20 protein-coding genes are annotated in these 22,771 nt (G+C 74.3%); 9 read left to right on the forward strand and 11 right to left on the reverse strand.

Annotated elements, in window-relative coordinates; genetic code table 11:
* The 3 genes from HOQ23_RS07900 (at position 1) to HOQ23_RS07910 (ending at position 3,912) form a co-directional block, all read left to right on the forward strand.
* Entirely contained in the window at positions 1-450 is a 450-nt protein-coding gene (locus HOQ23_RS07900; RefSeq protein ID WP_172213522.1) for a Zn-ribbon domain-containing OB-fold protein, read from the forward strand.
* Positions 447-2,174 carry an amidohydrolase family protein gene (locus tag HOQ23_RS07905; protein ID WP_172213524.1) on the forward strand — a complete coding sequence of 576 codons (1,728 nt, stop codon included), beginning with the start codon at positions 447-449 and terminating at the stop codon, positions 2,172-2,174. Before HOQ23_RS07900 ends, HOQ23_RS07905 begins: the two co-directional genes overlap by 4 nt.
* A 118-nt stretch (positions 2,175-2,292) precedes the next feature.
* The gene (locus tag HOQ23_RS07910) at positions 2,293-3,912 is read left to right on the forward strand and encodes an ABC transporter substrate-binding protein (RefSeq protein WP_172213526.1); all 1,620 of its coding nucleotides are present in this window, start codon (positions 2,293-2,295) and stop codon (positions 3,910-3,912) included.
* 68 nt (positions 3,913-3,980) lie between these two features.
* On the opposite strand, the gene HOQ23_RS07915 is transcribed toward HOQ23_RS07910, so the two are convergent.
* From HOQ23_RS07915 to HOQ23_RS07925, 3 genes are read right to left on the reverse strand one after another with little or no spacing between them, the layout of a single operon-like run.
* Complete coding sequence (locus tag HOQ23_RS07915; RefSeq protein ID WP_172213528.1) at positions 3,981-5,612, reverse strand: NAD(P)/FAD-dependent oxidoreductase; 1,632 nt, start codon at positions 5,610-5,612, stop codon at positions 3,981-3,983.
* Complete coding sequence (locus HOQ23_RS07920; protein ID WP_172213530.1) at positions 5,609-6,565, reverse strand: alpha/beta hydrolase; 957 nt, start codon at positions 6,563-6,565, stop codon at positions 5,609-5,611. Before HOQ23_RS07920 ends, HOQ23_RS07915 begins: the two co-directional genes overlap by 4 nt.
* A gap of 25 nt (positions 6,566-6,590) precedes the next feature.
* The gene (locus HOQ23_RS07925) at positions 6,591-8,009 is read right to left on the reverse strand and encodes an aldehyde dehydrogenase family protein (protein WP_172213532.1); all 1,419 of its coding nucleotides are present in this window, start codon (positions 8,007-8,009) and stop codon (positions 6,591-6,593) included.
* A gap of 121 nt (positions 8,010-8,130) precedes the next feature.
* On the opposite strand from HOQ23_RS07925, the gene HOQ23_RS07930 reads away from it, so the two are divergent.
* Together HOQ23_RS07930 and HOQ23_RS07935 are read left to right on the forward strand one after the other, a co-directional pair.
* Positions 8,131-9,546 carry an aldehyde dehydrogenase family protein gene (locus tag HOQ23_RS07930; RefSeq protein WP_172213534.1) on the forward strand — a complete coding sequence of 472 codons (1,416 nt, stop codon included), beginning with the start codon at positions 8,131-8,133 and terminating at the stop codon, positions 9,544-9,546.
* Positions 9,543-10,703, forward strand: coding sequence for a Zn-dependent alcohol dehydrogenase (locus HOQ23_RS07935; RefSeq protein WP_172213536.1), 1,161 nt, complete (start codon positions 9,543-9,545; stop codon positions 10,701-10,703). Before HOQ23_RS07930 ends, HOQ23_RS07935 begins: the two co-directional genes overlap by 4 nt.
* Positions 10,704-10,788: 85 nt before the next feature.
* Here the strand turns inward: HOQ23_RS07935 and HOQ23_RS07940 are convergent, their stop codons facing one another.
* On the reverse strand, positions 10,789-11,454 hold the full coding sequence (locus tag HOQ23_RS07940) for a PadR family transcriptional regulator (protein ID WP_172213538.1): 666 nt from the start codon (positions 11,452-11,454) through the stop codon (positions 10,789-10,791).
* Positions 11,455-11,584: 130 nt separating this feature from the next.
* Between HOQ23_RS07940 and HOQ23_RS07945 the strand changes: the two genes are divergently transcribed.
* From HOQ23_RS07945 to HOQ23_RS07960, 4 genes are all read left to right on the forward strand, one after another.
* Positions 11,585-12,598 (forward strand): alpha/beta hydrolase, encoded by a 1,014-nt coding sequence (locus HOQ23_RS07945; RefSeq protein WP_367650423.1) that lies wholly within the window; start codon positions 11,585-11,587, stop codon positions 12,596-12,598.
* Positions 12,579-14,177, forward strand: coding sequence for an NAD(P)/FAD-dependent oxidoreductase (locus HOQ23_RS07950; RefSeq protein ID WP_172213542.1), 1,599 nt, complete (start codon positions 12,579-12,581; stop codon positions 14,175-14,177). Before HOQ23_RS07945 ends, HOQ23_RS07950 begins: the two co-directional genes overlap by 20 nt.
* Complete coding sequence (locus HOQ23_RS07955; RefSeq protein WP_172213544.1) at positions 14,174-14,899, forward strand: SDR family NAD(P)-dependent oxidoreductase; 726 nt, start codon at positions 14,174-14,176, stop codon at positions 14,897-14,899. Before HOQ23_RS07950 ends, HOQ23_RS07955 begins: the two co-directional genes overlap by 4 nt.
* Before the next feature lie 67 nt (positions 14,900-14,966).
* Positions 14,967-16,460, forward strand: coding sequence for a class I adenylate-forming enzyme family protein (locus tag HOQ23_RS07960; protein WP_172213546.1), 1,494 nt, complete (start codon positions 14,967-14,969; stop codon positions 16,458-16,460).
* An 18-nt stretch (positions 16,461-16,478) separates the two neighbouring features.
* Here the strand turns inward: HOQ23_RS07960 and HOQ23_RS07965 are convergent, their stop codons facing one another.
* The 7 genes from HOQ23_RS07965 to HOQ23_RS07995 form a co-directional block, all read right to left on the reverse strand.
* Positions 16,479-17,456 carry an MsnO8 family LLM class oxidoreductase gene (locus tag HOQ23_RS07965; RefSeq protein ID WP_172213548.1) on the reverse strand — a complete coding sequence of 326 codons (978 nt, stop codon included), beginning with the start codon at positions 17,454-17,456 and terminating at the stop codon, positions 16,479-16,481.
* A gap of 96 nt (positions 17,457-17,552) precedes the next feature.
* Complete coding sequence (locus tag HOQ23_RS07970) at positions 17,553-18,404, reverse strand: universal stress protein (RefSeq protein ID WP_172213550.1); 852 nt, start codon at positions 18,402-18,404, stop codon at positions 17,553-17,555.
* Positions 18,405-18,488: 84 nt separating this feature from the next.
* Positions 18,489-19,106 carry a DedA family protein gene (locus HOQ23_RS07975; protein WP_216653906.1) on the reverse strand — a complete coding sequence of 206 codons (618 nt, stop codon included), beginning with the start codon at positions 19,104-19,106 and terminating at the stop codon, positions 18,489-18,491.
* A gap of 135 nt (positions 19,107-19,241) precedes the next feature.
* A complete protein-coding gene (locus HOQ23_RS07980) occupies positions 19,242-19,445 on the reverse strand; it encodes a DUF2892 domain-containing protein (RefSeq protein WP_172213555.1) in 204 nt (67 codons plus the stop codon).
* Positions 19,442-19,609: a hypothetical protein gene (locus HOQ23_RS07985; RefSeq protein ID WP_172213557.1), complete on the reverse strand. Its 168-nt coding sequence runs from the start codon at positions 19,607-19,609 to the stop codon at positions 19,442-19,444. The genes HOQ23_RS07980 and HOQ23_RS07985 overlap by 4 nt, the downstream gene beginning before the upstream one ends.
* A gap of 134 nt (positions 19,610-19,743) precedes the next feature.
* Positions 19,744-21,066 (reverse strand): DUF1501 domain-containing protein, encoded by a 1,323-nt coding sequence (locus HOQ23_RS07990; protein ID WP_172213559.1) that lies wholly within the window; start codon positions 21,064-21,066, stop codon positions 19,744-19,746.
* Between the two features lie 10 nt (positions 21,067-21,076).
* Positions 21,077-22,594: a DUF1800 domain-containing protein gene (locus HOQ23_RS07995; RefSeq protein ID WP_172213561.1), complete on the reverse strand. Its 1,518-nt coding sequence runs from the start codon at positions 22,592-22,594 to the stop codon at positions 21,077-21,079.
* Positions 22,595-22,771: the final 177 nt, after the last annotated feature.

Consider the following 22,771-nt stretch of genomic DNA (forward strand, 5'->3'; position numbering starts at 1 on the left):
ATGAGCCAGTCCACCGACGCACCGGCCTCGCGGCCCGCCGAGCCCCGCCCGCTGCCGGAGCCGACCCCGGTCTCCCAGCCGTTCTGGGACGCGCTGCGCGAGCACCGGATCCGCATCCAGTGGTCCCCGTCGGGACAGCAGTGGGTCTTCTACCCCCGACTGCTGGCCCCCGGCACCCTCGCCGACGACCTGGAGTGGCGCGAGATCTCCGGGCGCGGCACCCTCCACACCTTCACGGTGGCCCGCCGCCCCACCGCCCCGCCCTGGGCCGACGCCGTGCCCCAGCTGCTCGCCGTCGTCGAGTGGGACGAGGGCCCGCGGGTCAGCACCGAGCTGGTCGACGTCGACCCGGATGCCTTGCGTGTCGGCATGCGTGTCGTGCCGGTGTTCCACGACGACCCCGACAGCGGCCTGACGCTGCTGCACTACCGGCCGGAGGACGAGGGATGACGAGCAACGAGCACGACCTGGTGGTACGCGGCGGCACGGTCGTCGACGGGACCGGCTCGCAGCCGTTCACCGCCGACGTCGCGGTCCGTGACGGCGTGGTGGTCGAGGTGGGCCAGGTGTCCGGGCGCGGGCACCGCGAGGTCGACGCGGACGGCGCGCTGGTGATGCCCGGCTTCGTCGACGTGCACACCCACTACGACGGCCAGGCCACCTGGGACAGCCGCCTCCAACCCTCCTCGTGGCACGGCGTGACCACCGTCGTCATGGGCAACTGCGGCGTCGGGTTCGCCCCCGCCGTGCCCGCCGACCACGGCCGGCTGATCGCGCTGATGGAGGGGGTCGAGGACATCCCCGGCGTCGCGCTCACCGAGGGGCTCGCCTGGGACTGGCAGTCCTTCCCCGAGTACCTCGACGCCCTCGAGCGCCGCCCCCACGACCTCGACTTCGCCGGCCAGGTGCCGCACGCGGCGCTGCGGGTGCGGGCGATGGGGGACCGGGCGGCCGCGCACGCGCTGGCCACCGACGAGGAGATCGCGCTGATGGCCAAGCTGGCCGCGGAGGCGATCGAGGCCGGGGCCCTCGGCTTCACGACCTCGCGGACGCTCAACCACAAGACTCGGGCCGGCGAGCTCACCCCGTCGTACGCCGCGGGGCGCGACGAGCTGGTCGCCATCTCGCGTGCGGTCGGGCAGACCGGTCGCGGCGTGCTCCAGCTGGTCACCGACTGGGACGACGACAGCATCGAGACCGACTTCGACCTGATCACCTCGATGGTCGCGGCCGCCGGCCGGCCGATGTCGTTCTCGCTGGGCCAGAGCCCGTCGCACCCCGACCGGTTCCGCAAGGCGCTGGCCTTCCTCGACCGGGCCAACGCCGAGGGCCACCGGCTGCGCGCCCAGGTCGCGGCGCGCGGCATCGGCATCCTGATGGGGCTGGACTGCACGCTCAACCCGTTCGCGGCGAACCCCGCCTGGCTGCGGATCTCGCACCTGCCGGTGGCGGAGCAGGCCCGCGCGATGCAGGACCCCGCGCTGCGCGAGGAGATCCTCGCCCTCGGCATCGTCAAGGCCGACAACATCATCGGCGGCGCCCTGCTGGACCGCTTCGAGATCATGTTCGAGCTGACCGACCCGCCGAACTACGAGCCGGACCCGGCCGACACCATCGCCAACCGCGCCGCCGCGCGGGGGATCAGCCCGCTGGAGCTGGCCTACGAGATCCTGGTCTCCGCCGAGGGCCGCGGCATGTTCTACCTGCCGTTCTCCAACTACGTGAACGGCTCGCTCGACGGGTGCGCGGAGATGCTCGGACACGAGTTCACCATCCCGGGGCTCTCCGACGGCGGCGCTCACGTGGGCACCATCTGCGACGGGTCCTTCCCGACCACGCTGCTCCAGCACTGGGTCCGCGACCGGGGCACGTTCCCGCTCGAGATGATGGTCGCGCGCCAGGCGCGGGCCACCGCCGAGGCGGTCGGGCTGTTGGACCGCGGCCTGCTCACGCCCGGGCACAAGGCCGACCTGCTCGTCGTCGACCTCGACGCGATGCACCTGCACAAGCCGGAGATGCACCACGACCTGCCGGCCGGCGGTCGCCGCCTGCTGCAGCGCGCCGACGGCTACCGCCACACGTTCGTCTCCGGGGTCGAGACCTACACCGACGGCGAGGCGACCGGTGAGCTCCCGGGCCGGCTGGTGCGCGGCGATCGACCGGGACCGTCCTGAGGTTCCACCCGCAGATGGAGTAACTAGTTGCTACATGCTTCCCGGATGTATTCCTAATCGATATAGTCCGAGATCTGGCGACCCCTTCCAGATGGGGCTGCCCGACCAGGAGGATGCGATGAAGCGACGCAGGAACGTGCTGCGGCCCGCGGTGGTGCTGGTGGCGGCCCTGGCGTTGGTGGCCGGCTGCGCGAGCGACAGCTCGGACGAGGGCAGCGGCGGTGACACCGAGGCCGGGGGCCGGTTCGAGTACAGCGAGGGCATGGTCGGCGGGGAGGACGCCGGCGGCGAGCCGAAGACCGGGGGCCAGATCAGCTACGCGCTGTACTCCGAGCCCCGCAGCCTCGACCCGGCGGTCTCCATCGCCGCGGTGACCACGGGCGGCGCCGAGATGGCGGCCCTCTACGACGTGCTGCTGCGCTACGACACCGACACCCGGGAGTTCGCCCCGCAGCTCGCCGAGTCGATCAAGGCCAACGGCGACAACACCGAGTGGACACTGACCCTGCGCGACGGGGTGAGCTTCTCCGACGGCACGCCGCTGGACGCCGCGGCGGTCAAGGCCAGCCAGGAGCGGTACGCCGCGGCGCCGGCGCCGGAGGCGGCGCTGTGGAACGACAACGTCGCCGGCATCGAGGTCGCCGACCAGCGCACGGTCGTCTACTCGCTCAACAAGCCGTGGGCGATGTTCCCGGCGATGCTCGCCTCGGGTCCCGGCATGATCGTGGCCAAGTCCTCCGGCCCGGTCGGCGAGGGCTTCACGCCCGTGGGTGCCGGCCCGTTCACCCTCGTCCACCAGCGTCCGAGCGAGGAGGTGCTGGTCGAGGCCAACGAGGACTACTGGAACGGCCGGCCCCACCTCGACGAGGTCCGCTTCGTCTACCTCGGCGACCAGGCCACGGTCGAGGACTCCTTCAACAACGGCAGCCTCGACCTGGCGTTCTTCCGCGACCCCGACGTGGTGGACGCCGTCCTCGAGGAGGGCACCCGCGGCTACTCCAACCTGGTCGCGGTCAGCGACACCGCGCTGATCAACGGCACGGAGGGCCGGCCGGGCGCCGACGTCCGCGTGCGCCAGGCCATCCAGCTGGCGCTCGCTCCCGACCTGGTGCGCCAGCGGGTGTACGACGGGCACGGGATGGCCAGCACGCTGCTCTTCCCGGAGTACTCCCGCTGGTACTCCGAGGAGATGACCGGCATCGAGCCCGACCAGGACGCCGCGCGCGAGCTGCTCGAGGAGGCCAAGGCCGACGGCTACGACGGCGCGATCACCTACCTCGACGCCCAGACCTCGGCGGCGCGCGACACCGCGCAGGTCGTCAAGGCGAGCCTGGAGGCGGTGGGCTTCGAGGTCGAGATCGAGATGGTCCCGACCGTCACCGACCTCATCACCCGCCTGGCCGCGGAGCGTGACTACGACCTGGCCGGCTGGGGCATCAACTACCGAGAGGGCGACCCGTTCTCCAAGCTCTACGCCTCCCTGCACAGCACCGGCACCCAGACCTACGGGATGCCGACCACCCCCGAGATGGACGCCGCGCTGGAGGAGTTCCAGGGGGCCGCCGACGAGGGGGCCCAGAAGGCAGCGGTCGTGAAGATCCAGGAGGCCTGGAACGACAGCGTGCCGTTCCTGGCCTGGATGCCGATGGCCGAGCTGACCGCGTGGAGCGACGAGGTGCACGGCGTCAAGGGCGCCGCCAACTCCATCGTCCTGCTCGACGAGGCATGGCTGGGCTGAGTCCGCCGCACGCAACGAAGCGCCCGCCCCGGTGACGGGGCGGGCGCTTCGTCGTGCACGGCGGCCGATCAGCCGATCAGCAGCCCGGGGTAGCCGTCGCGGGCGACCTGGTCGCAGTGGGCGCGGTAGTTGCCGACCCCGCCGATGTAGGGGAGGAACACCCGGGGCTTGCCCGGGACGTTGGCGCCCATGTACCAGGAGTCGGTGCGCGGGTAGAGCGTCGCGTTGCCCGCCAGCTGCACGTGCTCGGTCCACTCCTTCTCGGCCCGGTCGTCGGCCTCGACCACGCGGGCGCCCCGCTCCTGTGCGTGGGCGAGCAGGTCGGCCAGCCACTCCACGTGCTGCTCGATCGAGACGACGGCGTTGCTGAGCGCCGACGGGCTGCCGGGCCCGGTGAGGGTGAACATGTTCGGGAACCCCGACACCGCGATCCCCAGGTAGCTGTGGGGGCCGTCGTGCCACTCCTCGCGCAGGGTGCGTCCGTCGCGCCCGCGGATGTCGATGCCCAGCAGCGGGCCGGTCATCGCGTCGTACCCGGTGGCGTAGACGAGGTCGTCGAGCGGGTGCTCCACGCCGTCCACCACCACACCGGTGGCGGTGATCCGCTCGATCGGGGTGCGGCGCAGGTTGACCAGGGTGACGTCCTCGCGGTTGAACGTCGCGTAGTAGCCGGTGTCCAGGCACGGGCGCTTGGTGCCGTAGGCGTAGCCGCGCGGCATGAGGTCGTCGGCCACCTGCGGGTCGCGCACCATCTCGGCGATCTTGCGGCGCACGAACTCCGCGGCGGTGTGGTTGGACTCCTCGTTGCGCACCAGGTCGTTGTAGGCCTGCAGGATCCCGGTGAGGGTGCCCTCCTCCCAGCGCCGGCGGTACTTCTCCTCGCGCTCCTCCTCGGGCACCTCCAGGGCGCTCTGGGTCGGCGGCTCCAGCAGGATGCCGTACGACGAGGAGCGCAGCTCCTCCTTGACCCGGGCGTGGTCCTCGCGCAGGCGTGCCACCTTCTCGGGGTCGGGGGCACCGTTCTTGGCCGGGAGGCTGAAGTTCGGGGTGCGCTGGAAGACCGTGAGGTGCTCGGCCTGCTCGGCGACCAGCGGGATCAGCTGGATGCCCGAGGAGCCGGTGCCGATCACGCCGACCCGGCGGCCGGTGAAGTCGACCGGGTCGTGCGGCCACGCGCCGGTGTGGAACGTGCGTCCGGCGAAGTCCTCGCGGCCCTCGATCTGCGGCAGGTTGGTGCTGGAGAGCAGGCCGACGGCGAGCACCAGGTAGGTCGTGGAGATCCGCTCCCCGGCGTCGGTGGTCACCGTCCACCGGTCGGCGTCCTCGTCGAGGTGTGCGGAGACCACCCGGGTGTCCAGGGTGATGTCGCGGCGCAGGTCGAAGCGGTCCGCGACGTGCTGGAGGTAGGCGAGGATCTCCGGCTGCGCGGCGTAGCGCTCCGACCACTCCCACTCCCGGGCCAGGTCGGCGTCGAAGCTGTAGGAGTAGAAGACGCTCTCGATGTCGCAGCGTGCGCCCGGGTAGCGGTTCCAGTACCAGGTCCCGCCGACGTCGGAGCCGGCTTCGACCACGCGGACCGACAGGCCCTGGCTGCGTAGCCGGTGCAGTGCGTAGAGGCCGGCGAAGCCGGCGCCGACGACGACCGCGTCGACGGCGTCGTCGGGCGTGGCGGCGTGCTCGAGGGGGTCGGGGGCGCTCATGCGTGCTCCTGTGCGTGCTGGGCGGGACGGGATCCGGCGAGGCGCCGGTCGATCTCGGTGGCCACGTGGTCCAGCGCCTGCGCCGAGGCCGGGAGCAGCCCGACCATGGTGAAGAAGCCGTGCATCTGGCCCTCGAAGCGGCGGCACGACGTGGGCACGCCGGCCGCCTCGAGCGACGCGGCGTACGCCTCGCCCTCGTCGCGCAGCACGTCGTGCTCGGCGGTGAGGACCACCGCGGGCGGCAGGCCGGCCAGGTCCTCGGCGCGCGCCGGCGACACGTCGGGGTCATCGCGGTGCTCCGCGGGCACGTAGTGGTCCCAGAACCAGCGCAGCGTGTCGCGGTTCAGCGCGAGCTGGTTGGCGGGGTCGGTGTAGGAGCCGTTGTCGAAGTCGTGGTCGACGACCGGGTAGACCAGCACCTGGAGGGCGATCGAGGGGCCCCCGGCGTCGCGCGCGTGCCGGGCCACGATCGTGGCCAGGTTGCCGCCGGCGCTGTCGCCGGCCACGACCAGTGGCGCGCCGGGGCCGGCGAGGTCGGCGCGGTGCTCGTCCACCCACGTCACCAGGTCCCAGGCGTCCTCCACCGCCGCCGGCCACGGGGACTCCGGGGCGAGGCGGTAGCTGCCGAGGACGACGGTGCACCCGGTGCGGTGGGCGAGCTCGCGGCCGAGGGCCTCGTGCTCGGCGGGGGAGCCGACGACCCAGCCGCCGCCGTGGAGGTAGAGCAGGACGCCGCGCGGCGATGCGGGGGCGATCACGCGCACGGGCAGCGAGCCGGCGCGCGTGGGCACCGTGGCGTCCTCGGCGCGGGCCGGCTCCGGGCCGGGCGGGTAGAGCGCGGCGAGCCCCGCCATCCGCGCGCGGGCGGTGTCGGGGTCGACCTCGTGCATGGGTGGCCCGCCCGCAGCGGCGAGCTGCTGGAGCAGGGCGGTGGTGGCGGCGTCGAGGGCCATGGATCCTCCGGGGTGGTGGGCGTGGTCAGCCGCGCGGCGGCGGCTGGATCGACTTGACCTCGAGGAACTCCTCGAGACCGAAGCGGCCGTACTCCCGGCCGAGGCCGGACTGCTTGTAGCCGCCGAACGGTGCGAGCCGGTTGCCGTTGATGCCGTTCACGTGGACGGTCCCGGAGCGGATCCGGCGGGCGACGGCGAAGGCGCGGTCGGGGTCGGCGGCGAAGACGCCGGCCGACAGCCCGTAGTCGGTGGCGTTGGCGAGCCGGACGGCGTCGTCGTCGCCGCGGTGGGTCTGCACGGCCAGCACCGGGCCGAAGACCTCCTCGCGACCGACCGCCATCTGGGGGGTGACCCGGCCCAGGACGACCGGCGCGAGGTGGAACCCGCGCTCCGGGCGCGCCGGCGCGGGGTCGCCGTGGACCACCTCGGCGCCCTCGTCCACGGCCCGCGCGAGGTGGCCCAGCACCCGGTCCCACTGCGCCGCCGACGCCAGCGGACCGAGGTTCTCGCCGGGCACGAACGCCGCCGCGGTCGCCGTCGCGAGGGCGACCGCGTCGTCGTAGCGCTCCTCCGGGACCACCAGCCGGGTCCAGGCGGCGCACGTCTGGCCGGTGTTCATCAGGCAGAAGCCGACGCTGGTGCGCACCGCGGTGGCGAAGGCCTCGTCGTCGAGGTCGTCGAGCAGCACGCTGGGGGACTTGCCGCCCAGCTCGAGGGCGACCCGCTTGACGGTGCCGGCGGCGGCGCGCTGGATCGCCCGCCCGACCGCGGTGGAGCCGGTGAAGGAGACCATGTCGACGCCCGGGTGCTCGGCCAGCGCCGAGCCCACCACGTCGCCGCGGCCCGGGAGCAGCTGCAGCCACCCGGGCGGTACGCCGGCGTCCCGCGCGGCCTCCACCAGCAGGTACGCCGTGAGCGGGGTGGTCTCGGCGGGCTTGAGCACCACCGGGCACCCGGCCGCGAGGGCGGCGCCGACCTTGGCCAGGGCCTGGTGGAGCGGGAAGTTCCACGGCGTGATCGCCGCGACCACCCCGATCGGCTCGCGCGCGATGGTCGAGTCGCCGAGCGGCTCGTCGAAGGAGTAAGCCTCCAGCACGTCGACGGTGGTGGCCAGGGTGCCCAGCGGCATCCCGACCTGCACCTGGCGCGAGAACGTCGCCGGAGACCCCATCTCCGCCGAGATCGTGTCGGCGAACAGGTCGGTGCGCTCGGCGATCGTGTCGTGCAGCGCCCGCAGCGCGGCGACCCGCGCCGCGACCGGCCACGCGGGTCCCTCGTCGACGACGCGGCGGGCGCCCGCGACCGCCCGGTCGACGTCGGCGGCGTCCGCGAGGCGCACGGTGGCGTGCACCTCGCCGGTTCGGGGGTCGACCAGCTCGAGGCGCTCGTGCCCGTGCGGCTCGACCCACTCCCCGTCGAGGTGGATCCGGTCCCTGGTCTCCATCGCATGCCCCTTGACCACTTGAATGTATTAGGTTGAAGTATTCCTAGATGACATATGGCGACATGGCAAGCATGGCAACCATGTCGGGGTCGCCGCTCGTGCGGCGAGATGAGGGGACGGGATGCAACAGGTGCAGGCGACGTACGTCGACGGGACATGGGCCGCGGGCGGTGGTGCGGAGCTGGAGGTCGGAAGCGCCGCCGACGGGAGCGTGCTGGCGCGCTTCCGCGGCGCGGACGCCAGGGACGTGGACCGGGCCTGTGCGGCGGCGGACACGGCCTGGGGCGCGTGGGCCGCGACGAGCGTGGGGGAGCGCGCCGACCTGTTGCGGGCGACCGCGGACCTGGTCGCCAAGCGGGCCGACGAGCTGGGCGCGGTGGCCTCCCTCGAGGTCGGCACCCCGGCCCGGATGGCGAGCACCGTCCACGGCCACCTGGTCGCGGCGACGATCCGCGACGTGGCCACCACGCTGGAGTCCTACGCCTTCGAGGAGCGGGTCGGCACGTCGCTGGTCCTCAGGGAGCCGATCGGCGTCGCGGCCGCGATCACCGCCTGGAACTACCCGCTCTACCAGCTCGCGACCAAGCTCGTCCCGGCGCTCGCCGCCGGCTGCACGGCCGTGCTCAAGCCCTCGGAGGTCGCGCCGCTGACCACCGTCGCCTTCTTCGAGGCCCTGGCCGAGGCCGGTCTTCCCGCGGGCGTGGCCAACCTCGTCGTCGGCACCGGCGCCGCGGCGGGCGAGGCCCTGGTGACCGACCCCCGGGTCGGCATCGTCAGCTTCACCGGCTCCACCCGCACCGGTGCGCGGATCGCCGAGCTGGCCGCCCCGGGCATCACCCGGACCACCCTCGAGCTCGGCGGCAAGTCGGCGAGCGTGGTGCTCGACGACGCCGACCTGGGCCAGGCCGTGGCCGCGTCCCTGCGCGGCTGCCTGATCAACAACGGACAGACCTGCGCCGCGCTCACCCGTCTGGTGGTGTCGCGCTCGCGGCTCGCCGAGGTCGAGCAGCTGCTGGTGGACGCCGTCGCCCAGCTGGTGACCGGCGACCCCCGCGACGAGGCCACCGACGTCGGCCCGGTCGCCTCCGCCGCCCAGCGCGAGCGGGTCCTCGCTCACATCGAGGACGCCCTCGCCCAGGGCGCCGTGCTCGTGGCCGGCGGTCCCGGACCGGTGGACGGCGCTCCGGCGGGCGGGCACTACGTGCGACCCACCGTGCTGCGCGTCGAGCCGCACCTGCGGATCGCGCGCGAGGAGGTCTTCGGGCCGGTGCTGTGCGTGATCGCCGTGGACTCCGAGGACGAGGCCGTCGCGGTCGCCAACGACACCGACTACGGCCTCTCCGGGGCGGTCTGGTCCGGCGACCCCGACCGCGCCCTCGCGGTCGCTCGCCGGTTGCGGACCGGTCAGGTCGCCGTCAACGGCGGCGCGTTCAACATCTCCGCGCCGTTCGGCGGCTACAAGCGCTCGGGCTACGGGCGTGAGGGAGGCCGATTCGGCCTGGAGGAGTACTTCGAGACCAAGGCGGTTCAGCTGTGACGACCTACCCGACCACCGGCGCCCCGGCGTTCCAGGCCGCGGCCACCCCGGGCGCCTCGCGCACCCGGGTCCGCGCCGCCGTGCTGAGCGCGGCGCCCGGGCACCTCGAGGTGCTCGACGTCGAGCTCGACGACTGGCTGGCGCCCGACGAGGTGCGGGTGCGCGTCGACGCCTGCGGGCTGTGCCACTCCGACCTGCACATGATCGACGGCGAGCTGCCCGTCGTGATGCCGACCGTCCCCGGCCACGAGATCGCCGGCACGGTGGAGGGCGTCGGCGCCGCGGTTCTCGACCTGGCCCCCGGGGACCGGGTGGTTGCCTGCCTGTCGATGTTCTGCGGCACGTGCGCCGAGTGCCGCGCCGGGCGCACCTTCCTCTGCGAGCGCCGCAACGACCTCGGCCGCGCCGAACGGCCGGTGCCCCGGCTGGTCCGCGACGGCCAGCCGGTCGGGCAGGTGGCCGGCCTCGGCGGCCTCGCCGAGCGCACGATCCTGCACCGCAACTCCGTGGTGCGGGTGTCCGCCGAGCTGCCGGTGGACCGCGCCGCGCTGCTGGGCTGTGCCGTGCTGACCGGAGTGGGCTCCGCCCTCCACGGCGCGGGCGTCCGCCCGGGTGACAGCGTGGCGGTGATCGGCTGCGGCGGCGTCGGGCTCAACGTCGTCCAGGGTGCACGGCTGGCCGGCGCGACCCGGATCGTGGCCGTCGACCTCGGCGCCGACAAGCTCGAGGTCGCGCGCCGCTTCGGCGCGACCGACGTGGTCGACGCCGGGACGACCGACCCTGTCACGGCCGTGGTGGAGCTCACCGGCGGCGTCGACCACGCCTTCGACGTGGTCGGCCGGCAGGCGACGGTCGCGCAGGCGGTCGGGATGGTGCGCGCGGGCCGGACGGCGTACGTCGTCGGGATCCCGCCGGTCGGCGAGCAGTTCGTGCTGCCCGGTCTGCCCCTCGTCACCTCGGCGAAGGGCGTGCGCGGGCTGCTGATGGGCGCCAACCACTTCCCCCGCGACATCCCGGTGCTCGCCGACCTCTACCAGCAGGGCCGCCTGGAGCTCGACGCCCTGGTGTCCGCCCGGATCCCGCTGGACGAGGCGGACGAGGGCTTCGCCCAGATGCGCCGCGGCCAGGCCACGCGCGTGGTCGTCACCTTCGACTGACTCGCCGCTCCGGTCTCTCACCCGCCCCGGACGGACCACGCCCCCGGACGCCGGCCCCGCCGGTGTCCGGGGAGCGCGCCCGTGCTCAGGCCTTGTGCGAGCGCAGCTCCTCCGAGGACCGCCGGGCGGGGTCGACGGCGTCTGCGGAGTCCGCGGCGCGCTTGCTCTTGCTGAACGCCTCGTCGAGCTCGGCGAGCATCTGGTCCGCGCGGTCGCGCTCGTCGGCGTAGTAGCGTTCCGACCAGCGCAGCACCATCTCGGGGAACGCCCAGCCGGGCTCCCGGCGCGCGCCCTCGGCGTCGACCTCGGCACGCACCCGCATCTTCTCGCTCTGGTCGCGGTGCTCCTCGAGCATCGAGCGCAGCCGCGTGGGGTCGCTGGCGTGCCCGAGCCACATCCGCAGCATCACGCCGTGCTTGAGCACGACCGGCTCGACGGGGGCCTCGGCCGCCCACCGCGCCACCGCGCGCTCGCCCTCCGGCGTGATCCGGTACAGGCGCTTGCCCCGCACGTCGTCCTTGTTGACCACGCGGGAGGTGGCGAACCCGAAGCCCTCGAGCTTGCGCAGCTCGCCGTAGATCTGGCTGTACGACGGGGCCCAGTAGAAGAACCGCATGCTCCAGTCGGCCCACTTCTTCAGGTCGTAGCCGGAGAGCTCCTCGCCGAACGAGAGCAGGCCCAGGACCGCCCAGCTGGTGTTGCGCAGGTCGGGGAGAGGTGCCTCGTCGGGCGTCTCGTCGTCGTTCGCCATGCCTCAGCGTACCCCGCGTCGACTTCTCGGCATGTTCCGCATCAGAACATGCCGAGCGCGACCTTCGTCCCTCTTGTGGCTGGACACTATTTCGGTTAGTAATAGTTCAGACCAGAACGAGGAGGCAGGGGTGACAGTGCTCGACGACGCGCTCGGAGGCGAGGTGGCACGGCTGCTCGCGGTCCTCGAGGAGGGCTTCCCGCCCGTGCACCTGATGAGCGGACCCGAGGCGCGGGCCGCGGTGGCCGCCCGGGCGGTGGCTCCGGACAACCTGGACGACGTCCGGGCGACGGAGGACCACCGGGTGCCCACCGAGGGCGGTGACCTGCGAGTGCGGGTCTACCGGCCGTGGGACGACGCGGGCCCCCGCCCCGCGGTGGTCTTCCTGCACGGTGGCGGCTTCGTGTTCTGCAGCATCGAGAGCCACGACGGCTTCTGCCGCACGATGTCGCGGGCGCTCGGCGCGGTGGTGGTCTCGGTGGACTACCGCCTGGCCCCCGAGCACCCGGCGCCCGCCGCGGCAGACGACGCCCTCACAGCCCTGCGCTGGGTCCACGAGGGCGCCGCCGGCCTCGGCGTCGATCCGCGACGGGTCGCGGTGGCCGGGGACAGCGCCGGCGGCAACCTCGCGGCGGTCACGGCCCTGCGGGCGCGCGACCACGAGGACCTCCCGCTGGCCGCCCAGGTCCTGCTCTACCCGGTGGTGGAACCCGACTTCGAGTCCGAGAGCTACCGGCACTACGCCACCGGGCACTTCAACACCAGGGCCGCGATGGAGTGGTACTGGCGCCAGTACCTCGGAGGCGACCCGGCGACGACCCCGCTCCCGGGGCCGCCCGAGCACGTCGTCCCCACCCGTGCGGCCAGCCTGGCCGGGCTCGCCCCGGCGGTGGTGGTCACGGCCGGCCGCGACCCGCTCGCCAGCGAGGGCCGTCGCTACGCCGGGCTGCTCGGCGAGGCCGGCGTCCGCGTGCGGCACCGGCACTTCCCCGACCTGTTCCACGGCTTCGCCACCATCGGCCCGTTCCCGGCGGCCGCCTCCGCGCGCGAGCTGCTGTGGCACGACCTGCGAGCCCTGCTCGCCGTACCCGCCGACGCCACCGGCGTCGCGACGAAGGAGAACCATGACCAGCACCGCCGTTGACGTCCTCGTGGTGGGCGCCGGCTTCTCGGGCCTGTACGCCGTGCACCGCGCGCACCAGCGCGGGTGGACCGTCGCGGGCGTGGAGGCCGCCCCGGAGGTCGGCGGCACCTGGTGGTGGAACCGCTACCCGGGCGCCCGCTGCGACGTCGAGAGCCTCGACTACTCCTACTCCTTCGACGAGGACCTGCAGCGCAGCTGGCGCTGGAGCGAGCGCTACGCCACCCAGCCGGAGATCCTGCGCTACATCCAGCACGTCGCCGACCGCTTCGACCTGCGTCGCCACTACCGCTTCGGCACCCGGGTGGAGGGCGGCCGCTTCGAGGAGGAGGAGGCGCGCTGGGTGGTGCGCACCGACGCCGGGGAGGAGCTGCGGGCGCGCTACCTCGTCCTGGCGACCGGCAGCCTCTCCGCACCGCTGGACCCCGCGATCCCCGGGCTGCCCGGGTTCGAGGGACGGATCCTGAGGACCTCGAGCTGGCCCGAGGAGCCGGTCGACCTGACCGGCCGGCGCGTCGGCGTGGTCGGCACCGGGTCCTCGGGGATCCAGGTGATCCCCGAGGTGGCCGACCAGGCCGCCCAGCTCACCGTCTTCCAGCGCAGCCCGAACTTCTCGGTCCCCGCCTTCAACCGCCCCCTCAGCGACGAGGACTGGGAGCAGGCCCAGCGCGACTACGCCGAGCGCCGCCGCCTCTCCTGGGCCGGCGCCGCCGGCTCCCCGCACGTCAGCCACCCCGAGGACCCCTTCACGATGTCGGAGGAGGCACGCCGCGACGTGCTGGGCGAGTTCTGGCAGCGCGGCGGCGTGCTGTTCGGCAAGGCCTTCCCCCAGCAGTCCATCGACCCGCGCGTCAACGACCTGGCCCGCGCCTACGCGGAGGAGCGGATCCGCGAGGTCGTCAAGGACCCGCAGGTGGCCGACGACCTGGTCCCCACCGACCACCCGATCGGGACCAAGCGGATCTGCACGGACACCAACTACTACGAGACCTTCAACCGCGACCACGTCACGCTGGTGAACCTGCGCCGCGACCCGATCGAGGCCGTCGAGGCCACCGGGGTGCGCACGGCGTCGGGGTTCCACGAGCTCGACGTGCTGGTGCTGGCGACCGGGTTCGACGCGATGACCGGGGCGATGACGCGCATCGACCTGGTCGGGCCGCGTGGTGACCGGATCACCGAGGCGTGGGCCGACGGGCCGGTCACCTACCTGGGGCTGTGCGTCCCGGGGTTCCCGAACCTGTTCAACCTCGCCGGCGTGGGCAGCCCGTCGGTGCTGTCCAACATGGTGCTGGCGGGGGAGCAGCAGGTGAACTGGCTGGTCGACCTGTTCGCGCACTGCGAGGAGGAGGGCCACACCCAGGTCGAGGCGCGCGCGGACGCGGCGCGGGCGTGGACCGAGCACGTGGACGCGGTCGCGTCCCGGACGCTGTTCGTCCAGGCGAGCTCCTGGTACATGGGCGCCAACGTCGAGGGCAAGCCGCGTGGGTTCATGCCCTACCTGGGCGGTTTCGCGGCGTACGGCCGGCTCTGCGACGAGGCGCGCGACGGCGGGTACGCCGGATTCGTGCTGGGCTCGTGAGCGCCCCGATCGTCGACCTCACCGGCAAGGTCGCCCTGGTGACCGGTGCCGCTCGGGGTCAGGGAGCCGCGGAGGCGACGCTGTTCGCCGAGCTGGGCGCGACGGTGGTGCTCACCGACGTGCTGGCCGACGAGGTCGGCGCCCTCGCCGACAAGATCGGGGGCAGCGCCACCCACCACCGCCACGACACCTCCTCGGCGGCGGACTGGGCGCGGGTGGTGGAGGCGGTGCGCGCCGAGCACGGCCGCCTGGACGTGCTGGTCAACAACGCCGGCGTCTACCGCACCGGTGAGCTGACCGACTGGCCCGAGGCGGACCTGCGGGCGGTGCTCGACATCAACCTGCTCGGCCCGGTCCTGGGCATGCAGGCCGTCGTCCCGCTGATGCCCGCGGGCTCCTCGATCGTCAACGTCGCCTCGATCTCCGGCTTGCGCGGGCACGCCGGCGCGCTGCCGTACGCCGCCTCCAAGTGGGGCCTGCGGGGTGCCAGCCGCTCCGCGGCCCGGGAGCTGGGGCCGCGCGGCATCCGGGTCAACTGCGTGTGCCCGGGGTCCGTCGACACCCCGATGATCGCCGGCAGCACGATGGACCTCTCGCACCTGCCGATCCCGCGGCGCGGCACCGCCGACGAGGTGGCCGCGATGGTCGCGTTCCTGGCCAGCGACGTGAGCGGCTACACGACCGGGGCCGACTTCGTCGTCGACGGGGGCGCCACGGCCTGAGTGCCGGGGGACTCGGTGGGTGGGAACGGGGCGACACCCGGCGGGTGCCTTTGCTTGGATGCGACACATGTCCGCGACCGGGGGTGCCCGCACCCTGGGTGAGCTGTGCGAGCTGCGCGCCGAGACCCATCCGGACGCCGTCGCGGTGCGCGACGACACCACGTCGCTGACCTACGCCGGGCTCGCCTCGCGGGCCCGCGCCGTGGCCCGGTTCCTGGGTGAGCGCGGCGTCGTGCCGGGCGACCGGGTCGTCGTGCAGGGGCCGAACCGGACCGCCTGGGTGAGCGCGGCGTACGGCGTGCTGCTGGCGGGCGCGACGGTGGCCCCGCTCGGGCACCGGGTGGCCGTGGTCGAGCGGGTGCGGCTTCTGGACCGGATCGCGCCGCGGCTGGTGCTCCAGGACGAGTCGGTGGCGCCGGTGCCCGGAGCGGTCGGCTTCGCCGAGCTCGGGGCGTTGCCCGCGGAGCCGCCCGGTGCGGGCGTGCGCGACCGGCCGTCCGGTGGCCCCGAGGCGCCGGCGCTCGTGCTGTGCAGCTCGGGCACCTCGGGCGCGCTGAAGGCGGTGCCGATGACCCACGCCCAGCTGCTCCGGGTCTACGACCACGTGGCGCGGGTCCTCGACGCGCGCGGCGACGACGTCTGGCTCGCGACCGTGCCGCTGGCGCACTCGTTCGGGTTCAACGGGATCCTGCTGGTCGCGATGATGACCGGCGCGACGGTGCGCCTGCTGCCCGGCTACGACCCGGCGCGGCTGACCCGTCTGCTGCGCGAGGAGCGGGTCACCGTGCTCGCCGGGCCGCCGACGATCTACCACGACCTGGCGGGCCTGGACCCGGACGCCCCGGCACGCCACACCCGCCTCGGGATCGTCGGCAGCACCGAGGTCTCCGCGCCGGACATGGCACGGCTGGCGACCCGCCTCGGCATCCCGCGGATGGCCACCGGCTACGGGATGACGGAGACCTGCGGGACCGTCGCGCTGGGCGAGGTGCCGCGCGAGCCGGACGGTCCGCTGGCCTGGATGACGCCGCTGCCGGACTGCGAGGTGCGGATCAGCGACGAGGCCGGCCGCGCGGTCCCCGCCGGGGCTCGGGGCCGGGTGCAGGTGCGTGGCTACCACGTGTGCCGCGCCGACATCGGGGCACCTGCGGTCTCGCCCGAGGAATGGTTCGACACCGGCGACCTCGGCGAGCTGGACGCCGCCGGGCGGCTGGCGGTCGCCGGTCGCGCGAACGACACGATCATCGTCTCCGGGTTCAACGTCGACCCCCGCGAGGTCGAGGCCGCGCTGCGCGAGCACCCGCAGGTCGCCGACGTGGCCGTCGTCGGGGTGCACGACCCCCGCGTCGGCCAGCGCCTCCTGGCCTGCGTGATCCCGGCCGGGGACGCCCCCGACACCGCCGAGCTCGCCGCGCACGGGCGCGCCCGGCTCACGCCGTACAAGGTCCCGGGGGAGTACGTCGTGCTCGACGAGCTGCCCCGCACCGCCACCGGCAAGCTCTCCCGCGCCGCCCTGCGCCGGATGGTGGAGGACGGGCCGGCGACCGCCGGGCGCGACTGAGCGGTCCCTGCCGCTCGCTCAGCCCAGCAGGGCGGCCACCGCGGCGTCGGAGGCGCCCAGTGCGTCGCGGTCGTGTGTGGCGCCGGAGACCAGCAGCTCGTCGGCGCGGGTCCGCTCGGCCAGCCCCTCGACGCGGCGGCGCACGGTCGCGGGCGAGCCGGCGGTGACGGCGTCGAGGCCCTGCTCCACCCGCTCGCGGAGCCGGCCGGCGCGGTCCTCGGCGAGCCGGTCGTGGATCGTCGCGACCGGCTCGAGGGCGTCGAAGACGCCGGTGCGCCGCGACTGCGCCATCGCCCAGACCTCCGGCAGCGCCAGCTCGCGGGCTTCCGCGTCGGTGTCGGCGACCAGCACGTCGAGGGCGACGGTCAGGTGCGGGCGGCTGCCGCGGTGCGGACGGAAGTCCCGGCGGTACGCCGTGAGCAGGTCGCCCAGCTCGGGCCGCTCCAGCACCGGGCCGCCGAGGACGACGGGCAGGCCGAGCCCCGCCGCGACGGAGATGCCGTGACCGGTGGCGAGCACGAAGACGGGGACCTCCGAGTCGACCGCGGGGCGTGCGGTCACGGCCGCGGTGCGCTCCAGGTAGCCGCGCAGCTCGGCGAGGTCGTCGGCGAACGTGTCCGGCTCCTCCGCGGAGCGCCGCAGCGCGCGGCGTACCGGCTCGGTGAAGCCGAGGGAGCGCCCGACGCCGAGGTCGACGCGGTCCGGGTGCAGCGCGGCGAGCATGAGGAACTGCTCGGCGACCACCAGTGGCTGGTGGTGGGGCAGCATCACCCCGCCCGAGCCGAGCCTGATCCGCGAGGTCCGGGCCCCGATGGCGGCCAGCAGCACGGCGGGGGAGCCGGAGGCGATGCCGGGCACGCCGTGGTGCTCGGCCACCCAGAAGCGGTGGTAGCCCAGCCGCTCCGCCGCCACCGCTCGCTCCACCGTCTGGGTCAGCGCAGCACCCTCGGGTTGGCCGGCGCGCGTACGGGAACGGTCGAGCAGGGAGAGCCTCACGCCTGTGCGAACGCGCCGCCCGCCCTCAGCCTTCCCGCTGAAGTCTCACGTCCCGTGGGTGCGCCTGTCCAAACCCCTCGGCGGCGGCAGCCCGCCTCACGACGAGCGCGGCCCGACCGGCACCACCGCCACCGTCGAGTGCGCGCGCTCGATCACGGCGGTGGCGATGGAGCCGGTGAGCAGCCGCTGCAGCGATGTCTTGGGGTGGCGGCCGACGACGATCATGTCGCACCACCCGGCATCGCGCGGGCTGAGCGCCTCGTCGGCGAGGCCGTGCTTGAGCAGGAGGCTGACCGGGACGTCGGGGTACCGCGTGGCGACCTCCGCCATCCACGACGACAGGGTGGCGCGCAGGTCCGCGAGGTCGGGACCGCCGTCGCCCCCGCGTTCCCCGCGGTCGTGCTGGGCCAGTGCGGTCGTCGCGTCCCAGTAGGAGTGCAGGACGGTCAGCGGCAGGTCGCGCAGCGAGGCCTGGCGGAAGGCGAACTCCAGCACCGGGAGCGACTCGGGCGTCCCGTCGGCGCCGACCACGACCCCGGCCTCGGTGGGACCGACGTTCGCGGGCCGGCACACGACCACGGGGCAGGTCGCGTGCGCGCTCACCGCGGTGCTGACCGAGCCCAGCAGCATGCTGCGGACGGTGCCGCGACCCCGCGACCCGACGACCAGCAGGTGCGCGTGAGCGGAGGCGTCGATCAGCACCTGCCGCGGGTCGCCGGACGCAGCCGACGCGACCACCGTCAGCTGCGGGTCCAGCCGCCGTGCGGCCGCCGCGGCTCGCTCGGCCAGCTCGCCGCTCTGCTCGCCGGCCGAGACCACGGCGAGCCGCAGTCCCTCGAGCGCGGCCTGGTCGACCGCCCACGGGACGGCCCGCTCGGCGTCCTCGGAGCCGTCGACGGCCACGACGATGCTGCCGCGAAGGTGGGCGGGGTCCAGTGAACGGTCCATGTCCGCGAGGATTGCGCGTCGGCGCGCCGTACGACACGGCACAAGGGCTCTCGGGGCGGTGACGATCGGCCCTCGGGGCGACGGCTACCGCTCGGTCGCCGACCGCCGGGCGCGGCTGCGCCACCACCAGGCCAGGGCCGCCACGAGCACGACCCCGGCGATGATGTCGCCGCCGATGCCCAGGTCGTGGGCGAGCGCGCGGTACGACGCCCCGACCAGGTACCCGGCCACCGCGATGGTCGTGGCCCACAGCGAGCCGCCGAGCACGTTCGCGACCGTGAAGCGCGGCTGGGCCATCCCGCTGGTGCCGGCGACGCCGGGGACGATCGCGCGCAGGACGGCGACCCACCGGCCGGCCGCCACGGCCACGGCGCCGCGCCGGCGCACCAGCTCCAGGGCGCGGTCGAGGTCCCCGGAGCGGCGTACGAACGCGGGGAGGTGGTCCACCAGCCGGCCGCCGTAGCGCCGCCCGAGCAGGAACCCGACCTGGTCGCCGACCGCGGCACCGCTCGCCGCGGCGAGCACGACCGCCCACAGCGGCACCCCGCCCCCGTGGGCGATCACGCCACCGAGCAGGACGGCCGTCTCGCCGGGGATGAACACCCCGACCATCAGCGAGGCCTCGGCGGCCGGCAGCGCGAAGACGATCAGCAGCACCAGCCAGGGCGGCAGACCCACGAGTACGTCGAGCAGCGTGCCCACACGTCCTCCCGGCGGTTGCCGTGCCCTCTCGTCCAGGGTCGTCCCAAGCCGCCGATTCAACTCCACCGGGGGACGGAGCGGCAGGGGCATCCGGCCCGGGTCAGGGGGCGGTCGCCGCTGCCGGCGCCACCGGGGTCAGCGGAAGGCGGGCCCGCTCCCGACGCCGAGGCGGCGCAGGACCGTGGCGGCCGGGCAGAAGCCGGTGAGGCTCGACTGGAGCAGGTTGAGCCCGACGAAGGCCGTCAGGAGCAGCCACCAGGTGGAGACGGTGGCGGCGAGCAGGGCGCTGATCAGCGTCACGGTGCCCGCGATCAGCAGGACGGCACGGTCGAGGTTCACGCCTTGCGACCGAAGATCCGGCCCAGCAGGCCGGTGCGGGCCTCCTGGGGGTGGCCGGCGCACCGGTCGGCGCGCGGGACCCGGGCCATGACCTGGTCGACGTGCTGGCCGCAGCCAGCCCAGGTGGTCTTGCCGCACTTCTTGCAGGTCGCTGCTCGGCACATCGTGGTGATCCGTTCTTGGTTCGGGAGCGAGTCGCGGGGGAGAGAGGGGACCTAACCCCCGTGGGGGATGCGACTCACGGGCAGCCTAACCCCCTGGGGGGTTAGGTCCACAAACTGGCGAGGGCCGTCGTTGCTCAGCCGGCCATCGCCCCGACCGGCGCGGGCGAGAACCCCGGGAAGACCGCGGAGGTGGAGCGCCCGAACCGGGTGCGCACGACCTCGGCCAGCACGCTGCGGTAGTCGGTGGTGACCAGCAGGTCGGCGTCGCTTCCCAGCGTCAGTCCCGGCCAGGTGCCGTGGACGCGCCCGCCGAGCACCCCGGCGCCGGCGAGCAGCATCGCGTTGCCGTACCCGTGGTCCAGCCCCATGCTGCTGTTCTCCTCGGTGCGCCGGCCGAACTCGCTGAGCACCACCACCGTCGTGCGGTCCAGGTGCGGGCCGAGGTCGGCGAGGAAGGCGGCGAGCGCCTCGCCGAGCTCGGTCGCCAGGGTCCGCATGTCGCCGGACTCCACCGTGCCGAGGTCGGCGTGCATGTCCCAGCCCCCGTGGTCGACGGTGACGACCTGGGCGCCGACGCCCGCGCGGATGGTGCGTGAGGCGAACGAGAGCGCCTTGCCCAGGAAGGTGCCCGGGAAGGTGACGCTGGACGCCGCCGACGTCGCGGGGACGAACGCGTCCACCAATCCCGGGACGGAGCGGGCGGAGGCGACCAGGGGCGCCAGGTCCGCGCCGCCGTCGGCGCCCCACGCCGAGCGGAGCGACCTGCGCCGCGCCGTACGGCTCACGACGCCGTCGGCGGCCAGCCGCACCGAGCCGGGGTCCGGCACCGACAGCGACGGCTCGGGACCGGCGAGCGAGGAGGGCGGCACTGCTCCGCCCATGTGGACCGCCTGGAGCGGGGACCGTACGCCGTCCAGGCCGATCAGCCGGTTGAGCCAGCCCACTCGCAGCGAGGAGGTGGGGTCGGCGTCCTCGACCTCCTCCATCGCGGCGAAGTGCGAGCGGTTGCGTGCGGGCAGCCCGGCGGCGTGGACCGCCGCGACGCGGCCGGAGCGCCACCAGTCCGCGAGCGGGGCCAGCGCCGGGTGCAGCCCGAACATCTCGTCGGCGACGAGCAGCCGGTCCGCGGGGACCGCGAGCCGCGGCCGCGCCCGGTAGTACGCCGGGTCGCCGTGCGGCACCACCAGGCTCAGCCCGTCGGCGCCGCCGCGCAGCGAGAGCACGAGCAGCACCGGTGCCCCCGAGGACGAGGCGGCCGGTGCCGCGGTCGCGGCCTGGGCCCGGACATGGGTGTCGCCGAAGACGGCGGTGAACGCCCCGGCGGCACCGGCCGTGGAGAGCAGGGAACGGCGCGAGAGGGTCCAGTCGGTCATCTCGGCGCACGCGGGGTCGCTGCACCGGGTCGCCTGGGCGGGCTGGGCCTGCGGGGTCGGGGGAGTGGAGGGGGTCGAGGCCATCTGCTGCTCCTCAGCGGGTCAGGTGGTCGGGGGTGTCGAGGAGCGCGGTGAGCAGCACCGGCAGGTGGCGGCGCACCACGGGGTGCGTGCGGGTGATCCGGGCGCCGGGCTTCACGTCGACCGCGTGGCAGGCGGTCTTGAGCAGCCGGCTGGTGGAGGGCCGCCCGAGCATGGTGCGGCACAGGTGGTCGACGAACTCGGCCATCGTGAGGCGCTTCGCCGGCAGCCACTCCTCGGGCGCGCGCAGGCCGGCCCCGGTCGCCGGCCACCAACCGCCGGTCATCCGGTAGTGCACGTGGTAGGACGCCAGCATCCGGTTCGGGGTGGACCAGGCGTCGTTCGTGACGGGTGGCCCGTCCGGGCGCGGCCAGGCGTGGGTGCCGTCGCCGAGGTGGTAGCACTGCCACACGATCTCGTTGGCGGCGTCGCTGTCACGGGTGGGCCTCTTCGGCGTCGCCCCGAGGGCACGGTAGGTCGCCACGACGTCCTCGCCGGGGGTGCGCACCTTGGGCCGGCTGGCGCGGGTGAACTCGCCCGCCTCGACCATCGTGGTGAGCACCGCGGCGATGTCGCCGCCGGTGCGGCGCCAGGTCCGGGTCATCTTCGCCACCAGCGTCGCGGGCGGCGCGTCGGCGACGAACTTGGTCGCCAGCTTGCGGCAGATCCGGTCCGCGGTCGCCGGGTGGGAGGCCAGGTGGTCGGTGTAGCGCCGGGTCAGCGCGCGGCCGTCCGGGTCGGCGTTGGCGTCGCTGAAGCCCATCACCCGCACCGGCCCGGTCCAGTGGTCGGCCGGGCGGTAGTCGGTCGCCCAGGTCGTCCACGACACCACCCGCCAGCCGGTGAGGATCCGCGCGGACGCCTTCACGTCGTCCTCGGTGTAGTGGCCACGGCCCACCGTGTGCAGCTCGAGCAGCTCGCGCCCGAGGTTCTCGTTGGGCGCCATCCGGGTGGACTCGGCGTTGTCGAGGAACATGCCCATCGCCGGGTGCGTGGTGGTGGCGAACAACAGGTCGGCGAAGGAGCCGAGCGCGTGCCTGCGGATGGTGTCGCCGTAGTCGCGACGGAAGCCGAAGACCCCGTCGCCGTTGATCGGCACGTGGAAGTGGCTCTCCCAGAACTCCGTCATCACCTCCAGCACCTGGCGCCGGGTGAGCACCCGCCGGCACAGCAGCTGGCGCTGGTAGTGGTTCATCACCACGCCGGTGTGCTCGGTCCCGTCGTTGCTGCGCCGGGTCAGCGTGACCGGGTCGTAGGACAGGCTCGGCCACCAGCCCGGCACCCGGTCGGCGGCGGCGTCGGCGATCGCCTGCGGGCGCAGCTGGGCACGGAACCAGGCGCGGCCGCCGCCGGCGCGGCGTACCTCGCGGGCCAGTGCCGGGGTGATGCCGTAGGAGAACCGGGAGGCGATCAGCCGGTCCTCGCCGGACAGCACGGGCGAGGCCGGGCGGTACGTCGCGGGAGCCCAGCGGGCCCGCTTCGCGGTCGTCTCGGTCGGGTGGTGGCGCGCGGCGGCGAGCGGGTGGGGCACGGTCACTCTCAGGGGACGGGGAAGCGGGCCGACAGCCGACCCCCGTCATGACCGTCGCCGAGAATTGTCCGGTGCCGCGCTGCGCTGGCGAGCGCCGGCCCGTCGGCGGGTGCCGACCCGCGCGAGGTCCGTCACCTCCGCGCAACCGGACCCCGCTGCACTTCGGCGCAGCGATCA

This window comes from Nocardioides sp. zg-DK7169, from assembly GCF_013155365.1.
In the GTDB taxonomy this organism is placed as follows: Bacteria; Actinomycetota; Actinomycetes; order Propionibacteriales; family Nocardioidaceae; genus Nocardioides.

What these genes read in the sequence shown, in the direction of transcription:
- HOQ23_RS07985 (WP_172213557.1), bottom strand. Translation starts at nt 19,609, where the DNA reads ATGTGCCGAGCAGCGACCTGCAAGAAGTGCGGCAAGACCACCTGGGCT.
- HOQ23_RS07940 (WP_172213538.1), bottom strand. Translation starts at nt 11,454, where the DNA reads ATGGCGAACGACGACGAGACGCCCGACGAGGCACCTCTCCCCGACCTG.
- HOQ23_RS07900 (WP_172213522.1), top strand. Translation starts at nt 1, where the DNA reads ATGAGCCAGTCCACCGACGCACCGGCCTCGCGGCCCGCCGAGCCCCGC.
- HOQ23_RS07905 (WP_172213524.1), top strand. Translation starts at nt 447, where the DNA reads ATGACGAGCAACGAGCACGACCTGGTGGTACGCGGCGGCACGGTCGTC.
- HOQ23_RS07925 (WP_172213532.1), bottom strand. Translation starts at nt 8,009, where the DNA reads ATGGAGACCAGGGACCGGATCCACCTCGACGGGGAGTGGGTCGAGCCG.
- HOQ23_RS07990 (WP_172213559.1), bottom strand. Translation starts at nt 21,066, where the DNA reads ATGGCCTCGACCCCCTCCACTCCCCCGACCCCGCAGGCCCAGCCCGCC.
- HOQ23_RS07970 (WP_172213550.1), bottom strand. Translation starts at nt 18,404, where the DNA reads ATGGACCGTTCACTGGACCCCGCCCACCTTCGCGGCAGCATCGTCGTG.
- HOQ23_RS07930 (WP_172213534.1), top strand. Translation starts at nt 8,131, where the DNA reads ATGCAACAGGTGCAGGCGACGTACGTCGACGGGACATGGGCCGCGGGC.
- HOQ23_RS07920 (WP_172213530.1), bottom strand. Translation starts at nt 6,565, where the DNA reads ATGGCCCTCGACGCCGCCACCACCGCCCTGCTCCAGCAGCTCGCCGCT.
- HOQ23_RS07915 (WP_172213528.1), bottom strand. Translation starts at nt 5,612, where the DNA reads ATGAGCGCCCCCGACCCCCTCGAGCACGCCGCCACGCCCGACGACGCC.
- HOQ23_RS07910 (WP_172213526.1), top strand. Translation starts at nt 2,293, where the DNA reads ATGAAGCGACGCAGGAACGTGCTGCGGCCCGCGGTGGTGCTGGTGGCG.
- HOQ23_RS07960 (WP_172213546.1), top strand. Translation starts at nt 14,967, where the DNA reads ATGTCCGCGACCGGGGGTGCCCGCACCCTGGGTGAGCTGTGCGAGCTG.
- HOQ23_RS07950 (WP_172213542.1), top strand. Translation starts at nt 12,579, where the DNA reads ATGACCAGCACCGCCGTTGACGTCCTCGTGGTGGGCGCCGGCTTCTCG.